This window comes from Paenibacillus sp. V4I9, assembly GCF_030817295.1.
GTDB lineage: Bacteria > Bacillota > Bacilli > Paenibacillales > NBRC-103111 > Paenibacillus_E.
Map to the genome: position 1 here is coordinate 132,828 of NZ_JAUSZE010000001.1, position 15,487 is coordinate 148,314.

The 15,487-nt window shown below is 34.8% G+C and carries 15 protein-coding genes; 12 read left to right on the forward strand and 3 right to left on the reverse strand.

From position 1 onward, the window contains the following. Nucleotides 1–105: 105 nt before the first annotated feature. Together QFZ81_RS00550 and QFZ81_RS00555 are read right to left on the reverse strand one after the other, a co-directional pair. Nucleotides 106–456, reverse strand: coding sequence for a hypothetical protein (locus QFZ81_RS00550; protein WP_307600950.1), 351 nt, complete (start codon nucleotides 454–456; stop codon nucleotides 106–108). Next, nucleotides 425–784, reverse strand: a complete 360-nt coding sequence (locus QFZ81_RS00555) for a DEAD/DEAH box helicase family protein (protein ID WP_307600952.1) — start codon at nucleotides 782–784, stop codon at nucleotides 425–427. The genes QFZ81_RS00550 and QFZ81_RS00555 overlap by 32 nt, the downstream gene beginning before the upstream one ends. A 731-nt stretch (nucleotides 785–1,515) precedes the next feature. Here QFZ81_RS00555 and QFZ81_RS00560 point away from each other — a divergent pair. The 12 genes from QFZ81_RS00560 (at nucleotide 1,516) to QFZ81_RS00615 (ending at nucleotide 13,751) form a co-directional block, all read left to right on the forward strand. After that, nucleotides 1,516–2,829: a serine/threonine protein kinase gene (locus QFZ81_RS00560; protein ID WP_307600954.1), complete on the forward strand. Its 1,314-nt coding sequence runs from the start codon at nucleotides 1,516–1,518 to the stop codon at nucleotides 2,827–2,829. Nucleotides 2,830–2,844: 15 nt separating this feature from the next. After that, nucleotides 2,845–3,570 (forward strand): vWA domain-containing protein, encoded by a 726-nt coding sequence (locus QFZ81_RS00565; protein WP_307600956.1) that lies wholly within the window; start codon nucleotides 2,845–2,847, stop codon nucleotides 3,568–3,570. A gap of 29 nt (nucleotides 3,571–3,599) precedes the next feature. After that, on the forward strand, nucleotides 3,600–4,595 hold the full coding sequence (locus QFZ81_RS00570; protein WP_307600958.1) for a PP2C family serine/threonine-protein phosphatase: 996 nt from the start codon (nucleotides 3,600–3,602) through the stop codon (nucleotides 4,593–4,595). Beyond that, entirely contained in the window at nucleotides 4,555–6,180 is a 1,626-nt protein-coding gene (locus QFZ81_RS00575) for a DEAD/DEAH box helicase (RefSeq protein WP_307600960.1), read from the forward strand. Before QFZ81_RS00570 ends, QFZ81_RS00575 begins: the two co-directional genes overlap by 41 nt. 28 nt (nucleotides 6,181–6,208) lie before the next feature. Continuing rightward, on the forward strand, nucleotides 6,209–7,621 hold the full coding sequence (locus tag QFZ81_RS00580) for a C-terminal helicase domain-containing protein (protein WP_307600962.1): 1,413 nt from the start codon (nucleotides 6,209–6,211) through the stop codon (nucleotides 7,619–7,621). Next, nucleotides 7,611–8,267: a hypothetical protein gene (locus tag QFZ81_RS00585; protein ID WP_307600964.1), complete on the forward strand. Its 657-nt coding sequence runs from the start codon at nucleotides 7,611–7,613 to the stop codon at nucleotides 8,265–8,267. The genes QFZ81_RS00580 and QFZ81_RS00585 overlap by 11 nt, the downstream gene beginning before the upstream one ends. Before the next feature lie 1,270 nt (nucleotides 8,268–9,537). Further along, entirely contained in the window at nucleotides 9,538–9,957 is a 420-nt protein-coding gene (locus QFZ81_RS00590; protein WP_307600966.1) for an HD domain-containing protein, read from the forward strand. A gap of 187 nt (nucleotides 9,958–10,144) precedes the next feature. Further along, a complete protein-coding gene (locus QFZ81_RS00595; protein ID WP_307600968.1) occupies nucleotides 10,145–10,291 on the forward strand; it encodes a hypothetical protein in 147 nt (48 codons plus the stop codon). A gap of 48 nt (nucleotides 10,292–10,339) precedes the next feature. Continuing rightward, nucleotides 10,340–10,963 carry an HNH endonuclease gene (locus tag QFZ81_RS00600; RefSeq protein ID WP_307600970.1) on the forward strand — a complete coding sequence of 208 codons (624 nt, stop codon included), beginning with the start codon at nucleotides 10,340–10,342 and terminating at the stop codon, nucleotides 10,961–10,963. A 291-nt stretch (nucleotides 10,964–11,254) separates the two neighbouring features. Then, a complete protein-coding gene (locus tag QFZ81_RS00605; RefSeq protein WP_307600972.1) occupies nucleotides 11,255–11,974 on the forward strand; it encodes a hypothetical protein in 720 nt (239 codons plus the stop codon). 173 nt (nucleotides 11,975–12,147) lie between these two features. Beyond that, entirely contained in the window at nucleotides 12,148–12,870 is a 723-nt protein-coding gene (locus QFZ81_RS00610) for an NAD-dependent deacylase (protein ID WP_307600974.1), read from the forward strand. 140 nt (nucleotides 12,871–13,010) lie between these two features. Further along, a complete protein-coding gene (locus QFZ81_RS00615; protein ID WP_307600976.1) occupies nucleotides 13,011–13,751 on the forward strand; it encodes a Fic family protein in 741 nt (246 codons plus the stop codon). An 823-nt stretch (nucleotides 13,752–14,574) separates the two neighbouring features. On the opposite strand, the gene QFZ81_RS00620 is transcribed toward QFZ81_RS00615, so the two are convergent. Then, nucleotides 14,575–15,153, reverse strand: coding sequence for a site-specific integrase (locus QFZ81_RS00620; RefSeq protein WP_307600978.1), 579 nt, complete (start codon nucleotides 15,151–15,153; stop codon nucleotides 14,575–14,577). Between the last annotated feature and the right edge of the window lie 334 nt (nucleotides 15,154–15,487).

Sequence of the window (15,487 nt, forward strand, 5' to 3'; positions counted from 1 at the left end):
GTCACAGTAATTGAATTGGCAGTAATAACACAATTATGATTTTGCATCTTTGGAGGGGAGCTAGGGATGTCATGGTTCATGCCACCTCACCAAACATCCGCAACATCACGCGGCACCGAATTGTGGATTTAGCAAGCCACGGCTCGGAATTTCAAACTCCCACATTGCTTTTGCATATAGTTGATTCAATGTTTTTCCAAAAGGTCTTATTTTATGTAATGAAATTGCCACTTCGTTTAATTTGTTCGCAAGAACTTGCATCTCTTCAGATAATTTCTCGTGATTTGGCGATTGTATTTGATCTAATAAGGTTTCAAAAATAGAAGAAACTGTAGCATAAACTCCCGCTTTATCTTTCGAAGAATCTCGTAACAAAGCCACATGGCGACTAAGATTTACTGAACTCAATCGATTGTATACCACTTCAAGAGCAACAGGTTTTTGACAGACTAACAAGATTTTTTTTTCCTTTTGCGAGCCGGTCTGCAATAAGATTGGCAATAACCTGTGATTTGCCTGTTACAGGGGGGCCGTGGACAATTAGCCCTTGTCGGCTATTCGAAGCGATTACCGCAGCTTCTTGGCTTGCATCCGTATCGAGGACGAAAAAGGTTTCTTTTTCGTGAACTTTATTTAATTCTTCAGTTTTCACCTCTTCTAGGTTCTTCTCGTTTACTCTACCCGCCAACATGCCTTTGAGTATTCCTTCTTTAGGTGGGTAAGCAATCAAATGGTCGTAGTCTTTCAAAAGCGAAATTGTGGACTGCCTGAATTTTCCCATCACCAAATTTTGCTTCTACATTGAATGACAAGAAAATCCAACAAGAATAATTTAATGTATCTTTAACATATCTATATCCTTTTTAAAAGCGGATCAGGTAAGAGAAAACAAAGACTACTATGAAAGGCAATTAAACATATATGCGTGATGCATCTAGGAGGTCAGCGGCTAGATAAAATCGTAATTATTACTAAGATTATAATAGAGGCCGAAATGAGCTTCATAATTGTGGAAGGAAAAGAGTGTTCTATGTCGAATTTTAAACATATCGTGATTTAGAGAAAGGCAGCCTTATACTTTGGATTATGAAATACGATTTGGAGCGTTGCATCTTTACATCAGCTTCAGAAATACCTTGATATTTTGAATGGATAATTTGCCGCGTATGAAAAAGTATTTATCTTCCTAACAGCTGATGAGTCGCCGCCGAGCGATACAACAACATGGCTCAGTTTAAGCTATCAATCCTTAAATAATTGAAAATGCTTTATCTAGAAAAAAAATCTATCAAGAGCGTTCGACTATTTATTGAACAGAATCTTGAAATATTTAGAGAGCATATTGTGGTGGACTTATTATCATAAGCAATCAAGCGCATTGTTTACGGAACTTAAGAAGATACGTGATGGATTAGGCTTACAGTTTGGAAATAGAACTCATACAATAATGCTCTCGGACGGTAATCATACATTTCATTATTTTATGTTGAAACCATATCGAAAGGAAATAAGCATATGGAAGAATTTGAAAAAGATAAGCTAATTAAACTTATCAACGGCGATGAGATTAGCATAGTTAGCAAACTTGGTGAGGGTGGACAGGGTATTGTTTATAAAGTTGAATATAAAGAAAAAGAGTATGCTCTTAAATGGTATCACCACAGCTATCTAAAAGGGATGTCTGAAAAAGATTCATCTAATGAAAGTAAATTTTATAAGAATCTTGTAAGCAATGCTACAATGGGGAATCCGGCAAAGGCTTTTTTATGGCCGTTAGCAATTACAGAAATTCAAGATGGTAGTTTTGGCTATATAATGGAGTTACGACCTGCAGAATATCAAAGTTTTGTTAAACTTCTAAATGCAGCGGTGAGGTTTAAAAGTACTTCGGCTGTTATTAATGCAACAATAAATATGGTAACTGCTTTTCAGGCATTACATAGGAAAGGTTATAGTTATCAGGATTTGAACGATGGAAATTTCTTTGTAAACCCTGTAAATGGTGATGTGCTAATTTGTGATAACGATAATGTTGCCCCTTATGGTGATGGATTCGGTATTGGTGGAAAAAGCAGATATATGGCACCAGAGGTTGTGCTTGGAAAATCAAGGCCGAACTTAGATACAGACTTATTTTCGTTATCTGTCGTTCTTTTTATGTTTTACTTTTTATCGCATCCACTCGAAGGTACGAAGGTTGCAAGTTGCCCTTGTTTAACAGATGAGTCTGAAAAGAAGTTCTATGCAAGTGAACCAATTTTTGTTTGCGATCCTAATGATACCAGCAATAGACCGGTAAGAGGGATTCATAACAATGTAATAAATTTGTGGCCTTTATTCCCAAATTACTTACAAGATGCATTTATTCGTGCATTTACAAAAGGGTCAAAAGAAATTGACCAAAGAATTATGGAAGCTGAATGGAAAAAGATTTTTTATAGATTAAAGGATGATATTCTTCCTTGTCCTAAATGTGGGGAAGAAAACTTTTCCAGTTTGGTACGGAACGATATTGTTGAATGTTGCGAATGTAACAACAAAATAAATAAACCGTTATCGTTTTCTGGAAAGGATTATGAAATTGCACTTTTTCCAGGGAAGAATATCACTGAGTGGCATGCATATGACGGAAACTATTCAAAAATTGTCGGATCCGTAGTACAAAATAAATCTAATCCAAATCTTTGGGGTATTAGAAATGTTTCAGATAAGCTTTGGTTAGTGAACTATCCAAACGGTGAAGAGAAAACAGTAAAGCAAAACGAAGTTATCCCAGTTTTAAAGGACATATGTATTAGCTTTGGAAATAAAAAGGGTTTTATCAAATAATGTGGAGGGTTTTTAATGGGCAAATATGATAAAGTTGAGGGAATTTCTAAACGAACGATGAACCTTTTTTTCATAATTGACAAGTCTTTCAGTATGGCCGGCTCAAAAATTGGAACTGTAAATGTAGCAGTTAGAGAAGTAATTCCTGAAATACAACAAATTGCAGAGGATAGTGCGGATGCAAATATAAAGATAGCTGTTCTTACATTTTCAACTGGTGCTGAATGGATGTATCAAGCTGCTATTGATGCCAAAGATTTCAAATGGAGTGATATAAATGTTGACGGAATGACCGATATGGGACATGCTTTTAAATTGTTAAATGAAAAACTCTCAAGAAATGGTGGATTTATGACTGATGCAGCGGGTTCATATGCACCTGCCTTATTCCTTTTGTCTGACGGTCAGCCAACTGATGATTATCAAAAAGTATTGAATGAATTAAAAAATAATAATTGGTTCAAGGCATCTTTGAAGGCAGCATTAGCCATTGGTGATGACGCCGATAAGGATATGTTAGCGGAGTTTACAGGAAATCGAGAAAGTGTACTTACAGTTCACACATCGGAAGCCCTTAAAAAACTCATTAGGTTTGTAAGTGTTACTGCATCTAAAATTGGCAGTAAGAGTAGCAATGCACCTGTAGACGGACAGGACAAAACTAAGCAAGATGACTTTAATAAGCAAATTGTTAACTTTAATGACCAATTAGTTGACTCACAATATGACGATTGGAACTAATCCATTCATCGTTAATGGAGGGATAAGTATTGAATACATATGATGGAGTAAGCATTTCAATTGTTGGAAGTAGTCATATCAAGAAACACACCGAATGCCAAGACAGTTCATCACATTATCCCTCTAATAAGTTTGGGGTGGCAGTTGTTTGCGATGGCCATGGCAGTGAAAAGCATTTTAGAAGTGCAAAGGGCTCTGAGATCGCAACAATTGTAGCCATTGATGCATTTAATGAACTGATGAAATATGAAAAATCATTTCCAGATAATAAAGATAATTTGTTAATACAAATTGAAAAAAACATCATACTTAACTGGAATGATGAGGTAACTAATCACTATCGCGAAAACCCATTCACGGACGGTGAACTGGATAAATTGTCTATCAAAGATAGAAAATCTATTGAGATGAACATCGAATCGGCATATGGTTCGACACTGATAGCTGCGGTATTAACAGATGATTATTGCTTTGGAATACAAATTGGCGATGGTGATTGTGTTGTATTAAATGGAAAGGGGGAAGTTGATAACCCAGTACCTCCAGATGATCGTATACAATTCAATATTACTACTTCTCTCTGTGATAAAAATGCAATTCGGAATTTTAGACACTTTTGGATCGAAAAGCCCATGGTTGCTATACTGGTATCAACCGATGGGGTGAGAAATTCTTTTACAAATGAAACATTTTATCAAAATTTATGTATGACGGTGTTTGAATCATTTAATGAGATGTCATCTAGTGAAGCAAAAGAAGAACTATCTGAATTTTTACAAAGATTAACCGCAAACGGTAGTGGAGATGATGTATCTATTTCTACAATATATAATGTGAAATATTTAGAAAATATTTTGAAAAATAACGCTAGAAGTATTACAGATATAGGCAAGATTGAGGAAGAAAAAACTATTAATGCTCTGTCAGAGCAAGTGTTAGATAATCAAGAAGCTGCTGATGCATCTATCATGGAGGATGTAGTGGATGGACTCACAAAGAATGATACTGAAGGAATTACAGAGTAGACCTTATATATTTACTGACAGAAGATTAATTAAAGGGTTATTAAGCGATTGCTTCGTTAACGAAAAAGCAAAAGTTAATCAGTTGTTAGCTGCATTTGATAGTGGAATAGTAAACAAGATGTTAGAGACAGATCCACGAGATGAGTTTTTAGGACAACGCTTAGTTAGTGATATTAAAACAAACTATGGGTATGAAAAGAAAACAGCTGAGTGGATAATTAATACTTGGCTATTTTGCATTGATGAAAAAGTTATAAATGCGTGGACGATACATCAGAAATTAAACGAACAAAACACACCCAAACAAGAAATAAATATACCACCAGTTGTTGACTTTACAAAAATTGTGCAAGAAGGGATCGTCACAAAGGAAGATATTACACAAGAGGACTATTTCGTAAATGTTTCATTAAAGCACACTACTGATGATATTTATGTGCCATGTGGTATAGGAAATAGTGATAATGGATTCTTTATTTGTGGATTGCGAAAAGCTCGAAGGTGTGAACACAGATATGCTAATGTTTACGCATTGATTTATAATTACTTATTAAGAAATTCTAAAATTACCGATGCAAATAAACCTAAATACATAAAACAAATTTCAACTATTTATAGCTTAGATTATAAAAATATTTATAGGTTGCAAATACTTATTTTACAAATGATTAAAAATAATTATTTAAGAGATTCTTATCTTGAGGTTGACTTTGATGGCGATATTGAAGAACTTGATCAAGCGATCGAGGTTATTAACAATTATGCAGAATTGTATTGTAGGTTAGTCGGAATTAAAAATTATTTGCCAATAGCAATTCATCAAAGTAAAAATGGAAATAGTATTAGTTTAAAAAATGGAAAAGGCATTTACATAAAAGAAAACACCTCGTTTATATCTAATGCACGAGAGTTGTGGATTGGACAAAAAATTAACTATAGACTAACTTCCGATAACTTAGGGGACTTGGAATATTTACTGAGCGAAATATCCCCATTCGAAAGTTTTAAAGATGGTCAATTTGAAGTGCTCAAAAATATGCTGGCTGCTAACGAGCACTCTGTTTGTATTATGCCGACTGGAAGTGGAAAATCTCTCATTTACTATATGATTTCAATATTACAACCTCTTCCTATATTTGTTGTTTCCCCAACGGACATTCTAATATGTGATCAAATAAGAAATTTAGAGAAATTTCATAATATAGATAATATTTCCCATTTAAAACTAGAGAATGACAATGATTTTTCAAAATTTGAAATGTGTAATAGTTTGTTATATCTAACGCCAACGACCTTTCAAAGCAGACATTTATTGGCGAAATTTAGGGGTATCAATACTGAGTTAATGGTCGCATATGTAGTATTAGATGAAATACATTGTTTGTCAAATTGGGGACATGATTTTAGAGCGGAATATTTAATGTTATCAAAATTTTTGAAGAAATTTTTAGACAGAGCACTATTTATTGGGTTTACAGCAACTGCAAATTATACAGTTATCGAGGATATTCAAAAACAATTAGATATTCCAGTGAAAAATATTTTCTCACCTATTTCATTTAATAAATACAATATATCTTTTTAATTTTAAAAGTGTTGATACTACTTCAGATATGTATAAAGAAGTTTGTGAGATAATAAATAAAACAATAAAAAATAATGAAAGAACTATTGTTTTTACAAAGAATGATCAAATTTCTAATAACCTGGCAGAAAAAATTGGGTATGAAGCCGATGTGTTTTCAATAAATAATCCTGATGCATATCATCATTTTGCTGAGAATAAGTGTAAAGTGCTTGTTGCGAGTGAAGGTCTTGGAGTTGGTATTAACTTTCAAAACGTAAATAATATTGTTCATTTTGGGTTACCAGTTTCGAAGAGTGAATATGTTCAACAAATTGGAAGGGCCGGGAGAGCTAATGAAGCTGTTACCTCATATATAATATACTTAAATATTTCCGATAAAAATATTGATCCTGTGTTATTAAAAAGAGTGGGTGAAATTGATAATATCAGTTCAATCTTAGATGAATTAAATAATGATTATTCGCAGACATATAGAAAGCTTAATAATAATATTGATTCAAAAGAGGATTTATATAAGAGTTTGATTGCGAATTACGAAAGTCTTAGAGATGGTGGAAGACTCATCTATGCATATCAAATAGACTTTATTGAAACTACAAGAAGATATCTTTATATGCTTTACGTAATAGGTTATATAAATGATTGGTACTCTTATTCGATGGACGAAAAGAAAAAAACAATAGATATTCTTGTAAATATTATTAATAACGCGAATAAAATTAACGATAATATGCTTCGCATTATCAAACAAAAAACAAACGATTATTTTGATTTTATGGGCAACAATAGGGAAAGCATTTCTAAGGTATCAAAAGCAAATAATATAGAAGAAATAATTAAGATTTATGTTAATTGGTATCATGCAAAATTTTTATACCATCACAAAGAGCAATTTTTAGACCTTTTATCATTTATCGAAATGCACAAAGAGAGCGGAAACCAAGTAATAATGAGTAGGTTAAAAGAATATTTCTCTCTACCATTTATTGAAGTGAAAAATGACGAATTGCACTTTTCAAAATTATCAATAAAAGAAATTTCTGAAAATATAATAGGGGGACTGGATAAGTCAATAGCGGTTAATATTGAAAGAATCAATAGCAATCAATATTCATACAAGTTGGACTATTTACTATTTATCTTGCACCTAAAATTTGATGGGAAATTTGATAAAGGTAGAATAGAAAGAATTCTTACTTATACATCTAATACAGAGTTTACTGATATCTTGAATACAGTTATAAGAGTTTACAAAAATTGTGACAATAGAAACCGTTTTGATCTTTTGAAAAATTTTGAGTTGTATGCACAAAGATATAATATTAATGGGATTGAGTTATTTAAGAGAGTATTTGAATCGAATGAAAAAGATGCAATATACTATGGGGTTTTAGCACGATTTGCAAATATAAAATTTAGGGGTAGCTATGGAAAATAAATTATTTAATGATTTTGAAGAATTATTGTCAGGAATTGATGATTTCAAAAAGAATATTCAAATTTCAAACAAGCTGTTCGATATTTTGAATGATTTAGTAACAAAAATCGATATTAGTAATAAATCATTGGACGATAATTACGACAGTTTCTTAACCGAAATTAAATCCGCAAATGAGAATATAGTCAAGATATCTGAAAACATTGCACTTAAATGCTCACAAATTATTACTGAACAAAAAAAAGAATTTGATGGAAGGTATGAGGGGTTCTTAGACGAAATTAAAATTGCAAATGAGAATATAGACAAGATATCTGAAAACATTGCGCAAAAAAGCTTGCAAGTTATCACAGAACAAAAAAATGAGTTTGATGAAAGGTACGAGAGTTTCTTAAAAGAATTGTCACAGGCGAATAGTAATATTAACACACAAAGTGAAAATGTAATTTCAACATATATTGAAGTCAATAAACAGCAACAAGAAATTTTTGAAAAGAAAACAAATGGAATAATTGATCGTATTAACAATATAGATATTGAGTCCTTGTTTAAAGAGATAAAGAAGTTGAATGCTAGAATTATCTTGCTTTTCGGAGGCATTGGAGTAGCTATTATTGTAGGAGTAACAGCCTTATTTATAAGGTGACTCTACTCGGTCCCATCATTCTTAAATTCTTGAAATATTAGCTAGGTTATCATTTTTATCCTGTTCAGCATTCATCCTTCATCAGGAAGGGAAACCACACCACTGAATGCATTTATTATTGTGGTGAAAAATTGCTGCTAGATTGATGATAAATTGGATTTAAACCTATCTGAAACCACCCAAATCAAGACCAACAAAGAGACGAACATGAATTCTAGCATCCAGAGGTCCCAAGTAAGCCGCGGTATATCGACGGTGATGATGGAGACACAGAGGGTTGAAGAAATCAACCCTTGAGCTTCTAGAAAGTATCGATAGTACTGTGTGGTCATTCAAAATCATCAAATTATGAAAAACCTAAAATTGATTCCAAAAGCTTGGGCAAATTGCTCAGGCTTTTTTGTTGGAAGAGTGGTGGAAGAACGTGAGAAGAATGTGTGGGGAAATATTGTCTAATTGTCATGGGAAATGGTGTGGATATGTTATTTTGCAATGCAATTTCGTCGAACAGAAAAAGAAAACGTAACATAAGGAAATTGAAAATCTAAGGCGGGATGGTGGATGGGCCAGATTCGAAAGCTCAAAAGAAGCGGCTATGTTCTGTCGGGAGCAGTACTCTAAGTATAATCTAGTTGCCCACTGTTAGGAGGATTAGCATGAATAATTAATAAAGTAATCGTTACATTCAAGACGCATGCTGAGCGAAGAGAGGACTAATGTTACCTCAGTTGATGTGATATTCCTAAATACCCAGGCATCGCACATATTGAAGAATCGATGACAGTTTACAGTTGCTTGCTTCAGAAGATTATAATGCTTTAAAGAAACTGGCGTGATACAATTTGTATCAAATGGCAATATGTATTAAATAAATAATTTGTACCAAAAGAACAAGATTTACTGAATCAATTTAAAGGGGGCGCTTAAATCAAATTGGAAGAAAGAAAAAGAAGATCAGAGCGCCAGAACCACGGCAACTTGCAATGGGAAGAAGATTATAGATTGTAGAAAGTGCGAGAGAATTATGAGCGGAAGAGATTGCAGTAGATGTAGCGATACTGGGAAATGAATTGCATAGAATGTAATGGCGACAGAAGGATTCATTCCTCAGCTTATGGATGGATAAATAATACAAAAACAAAGGACGTAATACTAAATGAGCATTATCGATCTTGCTATTGAATTTGCCGCAACGGCACATCAGTCCCAGAAACGTAAAGGGACGGATATTCCGTACATTAGTCATCCTTAAGCCGTAGGAATGATCCTCTTGAAAGCAGGATGCGAAGATGAAGTGGTTGTGTCGGGACTCCTCCACGATACCCTTGAAGATACGGACACGAAGGAGGAAGAGATACTAGAACTTTTTGGGCAAAGAGTGCTCGAAATAGTGAAGGGGTGCTCGGAATCAGACAAAGGAGCTAGTTGGGAGGAGCGGAAGCAGCACACATTGGACGAATTGAAGTATGCTCCTTTGCCAATTCGCCTCGTTGTCTGCGCCGACAAGCTCCATAATCTCCGTTCCATCAAGCGTGACCTGGCAACTACGGGGGAAACAGCTTGGGAGAAATTTAAAAGAGGCAGGGGTAGTCAAAAAATGGTACTACACCGGCATCGTACAAAGCCTCGGGTACAACGCAAGTTTTCCATTATTAGAACTTTTGCAATTAGAAATACAGGAGTTGTTTGATGAAGTTTAGTCTGCAGAGCGGTAATGTCATCTAATAAAGGAATTGTCTCGTGCGGTTTCTTGCATATATGTATTAAAAGGCTAATTTAATATTAGAGCGAATGGGAGATAGATGTACTTATGATGGTTACACAATTTTCGTATGTCTGATTAAGATATTTATAATGCAACAAGAGGGATTTGGAAAGTGGGAAAAGATCGAGAAAAGGTTGATTATGCATTTTTGATTTTCGATGGAATTATTCAACAAGTTTATAAGATAGAAAAATGGTTTCCTGCGTTAAAAGACAAAGTACCTACTATCAAATATAAAAAAACCAGAAGTGTAACATAATTTTTAATGGTAATTTTAATTTTTTATTTAGAGAGGTTGGAATATTTAATGACAACTGATGAAGAAATCGTTGAGTACGCTATTGATGTAGTTAAGATGTTCGGTATTGGCAAGGTTGTCGAGAGGAGTGAAATTGTTAGAGAAGTTAATTTGAAGTATGGGCGAACGGTAGTGAGTATTATTCCTTCTGACTACTGCTATAACATTATTAATAATGGAATTAAACCCAATAAACCCACGTTATTTATATATAATGGTAAAGGTCAATATGAATGTGTTGGGCTAAATTATCCATATAATGGTGTAATATGGCATAGACCCAAGGGAGCAAAAGCGGAATTTCCAGTAGGTAAATGTGTTAACGGAGAGCGTATCATAGCCCCAAATAGTAATCTCGATGTTATGGACTCAACAAGTGCGTTAGGAGCAAAGAAGATCGAAAAATCTAGCACTCACAAGACTAGTCGTACACCAGGCATAAAACTTAGGTTTGATGTATTGAAACGAGACATGTTTAAATGTTGCATATGCGGTGCATCTCCTGCAAAAGACGCCTCGATAGAATTGCATCTGGACCATATTATACCGTGGTCAAAAGGCGGAGAAACCGAAATTAATAACCTACAATCACTTTGTTCAAGATGTAATTTAGGAAAGAGCGATTCTGTATAAATGTTAGGCAGGCTATATATGATGAGTGCATATCTGATTCAAAAGTATTTTCCCTGACAAGGAAACATGTCGGGGTTTCCTTGTATAATTAAGCCATAATCTTGAAATGGAATTATTAGTATTCCCACTTACCTTCTAGTAAACTACTCCAGTGTTGAAGCATGGTATTAAACTACGATAGTTGGATTAAAATTAACAGCGAGTTGAAGTACCTTTTTTTAATTTGCCGCATTAAGGTCATGAAATTAAATCATGTGAATTAACTCTCATTGAAGGGGCGGTAAAGAAATAATGCCTAGAAAATATAATCAACGCGTTCATGGCAGAATGAGGAGGTTTTCCAACGGAGTTCTAGATTACCATAAAGACAATGAGGGTATTTGCTACATGGTCAGGGATAACACTTACATACAGTTTGGAGAAGGTACCCAAGTGATTTGCAGTGTCTTGATGACAAATCCCGGATCCTATGGATTTATTGAACATCCTCATTGGAGTACATTTGAATCAGGGGGAGGTTTCAATGAACTAGGAGATACAATTACGCACTGGGGTTTTCCAGACCCGACAATGATAAACCTTATTAAATCCCTTGAGATTGCACTCGGCAATGTTAATAATTTGAATGGGAAAGTTAAAATTTTTAATACATCTAATGCAGTGTGTCCCAAAGGGAATAAAGCTGAGTTGTATCATCAGAATATAAAAGCAATCATAGAAAAACAAAATGAATCATTTATAGGATTTCTAGAAGATGAAAATGTATATTCAGATAAAATACTCCGAATTTTTGAAGAATCGCCATTTGTCATCATGGGCTTTTTGAGAGAGAAGTTTTCTAGTCAAGTAGATGAAATTATGAGAAAATCGTCAATCAATAATTACAAAGATAAAATTGTTGTTTCTCTAGAGAATAATTGGCCGTCCCACCCGATTAACTGGATAAGGAAGAAGAATCTAGGAGAAGCAGCAACGAATCGGATTAAACAGATATTAAATCGAAATTCGTAATTTTTGGATTTTGACTATAGTGAAGTTAGTTTCAATGTTTTCTGGAAAAAGTATTGATTCCGCGTATGCGATTGACGATAATGTGCGCTATTCGACAGCTAGAAGATGAGAAACCGGATAGCGTTTAAAAGGAATTACAACCGAACGAAGAATGTTTTGAGGAGGGAATCAAATTGCTATCAGAATTGCTTAAGGAAGCAAGGTCGACTGTAATCTTTTCTGGTGCTGGTATGTCAACGGAAAGTGGGCTGCAGGATTTCCGTTCAGCAGACAGGGGAATGTGGAATAATCGTAATCCCATTGAGTTGGCGGATATTGAGGCAATTAATTCGAATCGTTCTGAGTTTATTAGGTTTTATCAATGGCGTATCCAAGAAATGTTGAACCATCAACCCAATGAAGGGCATCATATACTTGCGAAATGGGAAAGTAAAGGATTAATCAAAGGAATCATTACGCAGAATGTGGAGAATTATCATGAACAAGCCGGTACAAGAAAACTTGCAAAGCTTCACGGCGATCTGGGAACACTACGTTGTATGAGTTGCGATAAACAATTTGAATCTCAGATTTATCTTCCTCCGGTTGAAAGGAATTCTTGCAGCTGCGGAGGATTTATACGACCGAATGTTGTCCTCTTTGGAGAGATGCTATCACAAGCATCAATTGACCTTGCTGAGAATTTATTACAGAGCACTGACCTGTTTATTGTTTTAGGTTCATCATTGCAGGTAAGTCCAGCTAATCAATTTCCCAAGCGAGCTAAACAACGCGGAGCTAGACTTGTTATAGTCAATCGTGATCCTACCCCGCTTGATAATTATGCAGATTTGGTAATCAACTTATCAATAGGTGAAGTCTTAAGTAAGGCTGATCAAAAATTAGAAAAATCGTGATTACCATGATGATGAAATAGATCATCGTTTTTCTTATTGTGAAATCAAAGTTCTGAAAGCGGGTTAAGGCTAGGTGCAATCACCGACTAAATATCACCTCCTGTGAGATAGTGGTAATAGTAAGATGGGGGAGGGGTATAATGAATTTTGCTAAAACAGATCATTTGAAAAAAGAACTTGATGATCTCAGACCTTTACCGTCTGCGGCTGTTAGGAACTTAGATGAGGTTTATCGAGTTGAGTGGACTTACAACTCAAATGCGATTGAGGGTAATACGCTAACTCTACTAGAAACTAAATTAGTCTTAGAAGAAAGACTAGCTATTGGTGGGAAAAAACTACATGAACACTTCGAGGTTATCAATCATTCGGAAGCTATCAACAACGTTCAGGAGGTTGTAAGTCGGAAAATTGAACTCACGGAATCTGTGATAAAGTCAATTCATCACATTGTTCTTAAAAACATTGACGATGAAAACGCAGGGAGATATCGGATGATTAACGTTTTGATATCAGGCTCACAGCATACCCCTCCACATTTTACGGTAGTCACTGAGAAAATGGAAAAGCTAGTTCGGTGGTATAATGAACAAAAAGGTAAAATACATCCAGTTGAGCTAGCGGCGCAGTTTCATATTCAATTTGTTTATATTCATCCTTTTACTGATGGTAATGGGCGTACAGCACGACTTTTAATGAATTTAATCTTAATGAAATACGGATTTCCACCAGCAATTGTAAAAGCTGAAAATGCCGCTCGTTTTAAATATTATGAATCTTTAGAATTAGCAAGTATGGGAAATGATCTAAAACCATTTATACAATTAATTACCGAATGTGTTGAGGATAGCTTGCAAAAGTACATAGGTGCAGTAAAGTGATTTGTGTCACGTAACCTATATAAATAAGATTAACAACCGGAGCAGGAATTTCAAATTCCTGCTCCGGTTGTTTTTATTGCGTTTCTTTCACGTTTCTACATGCACCCATTTGTCACCAATGTAAATTGGTGTGGAAAGTGGTAACGAACAACGTTTAAGCCCTTGCTATATCTACATTTGGCAGCTCCTCGGCATAAGGAATTATTGGGGGGCGTGTTCATAATTGGTGTTGATATTTTTAGTATTTCACCCGAAATTAACATGCAACCCCCAGAGATGTATGTATTTTCACAGTTTTTTAACTACATGTATCACTAGGAGGGCATGTATAATCATGGTGTAAACCTACATGCACCCTAAATGATATTCATGTCTCCTTCACATGAACCCATACGTATTCCTCTGGGAACATGTGTCAAGTGATGATCCTTTTTTGGCACTATTGGTGTAAATATGGTGTAAATATCGATGTAAATATTGGTGTGAAAAAGTGGTGTTAAAACTAGTAAACTATTGGTGTAAAACTGGTGTAAAGTTGGTGAAAAAACCTCTCCTAAACTAACAAAATGAGCCTAAGCGAACATAAAGCGAACGCCGAAAACCCAGTGAAATCAAGGCTCCAGCCAACTATAACAGTCTCTATAAAACTCGCATTTTGACCCGCATACCGAAAATTCTACCGAAACTCTAAAAGAGTGCATGTATAATAGCTTCCTTAAGGCTAGAACTTATAATTTCTACCTAATATTTTCTTTCAAACAGAGCTGGATTGCCAAAGCAATCCAGCTCTTAAAACATATACATTTTCAAAATGACTTATGTACTATAAATTCAATTTTAGATACACATCATCCATATCGTCTTGGGTTATACCAATATATCTTAAGGTTGTATTGGGAGTTGTATGATTGAGAAGCTTCTGAATCAATGTAATGTCTACGCCTGACTGATAAGCATGGTAACCAAATGTTTTCCGTAGTGTATGGGTCCCAATCCTATCCTTGATCCCGATGGATTTTGCTGCGTTATTGATGACCTTATATGCTTGATCCCGTTGTAAAGAAGCTTTACCTGCGTGCTGCTTTCGGCAAATAAAAAGTGGTTCTTCATATGAATAGTCTTCTCGTTCGTCAAAGTATTCTTTTAATGCCATGCTGGCCGCCGCACTAATTGGAAAATCCTTTACCTTATTTGTCTTTTTCTCCCGTATATAAATTCGCGCTTTGATATTACTATTTTTATCAACAACATCACTCATTTTTAATTTCAATAGGTCACTGATTCTTAATCCGGAATTGATTCCCACTGTGAATAAACAATAATCCCGAAGGTTCGTTGCTTTCAAAATTTTCTTCATGGCATTGATTTGTTTTTTGTCACGAATCGGCTGTACGAACTCCATTTAGGTAAGCCTCCCCATCATCATAAATTCATTATTCCAAAATTATGTATGATACAAACATGATAATGGTGAACTAAATGGAATTGACAATCATTTGTGCCGTTTTTATAAATCATACACAATGCAAATATGTATGATTCGTATTTTCAAATTGTTTTTCGTAGCGGTGTCAGGCGCTCTAGAATTGCTCCTGAGCGCCTTTTAGTTGGGACTATAGGTAAGTCTGTCATGTCACAAGAATAGATACCACAATGAAAATATCGTGGTATAATTTTCATATAAAGTTAGGTGATAACTACTTCTAATCAAACTTAAAACACAATGCTAGGAGATA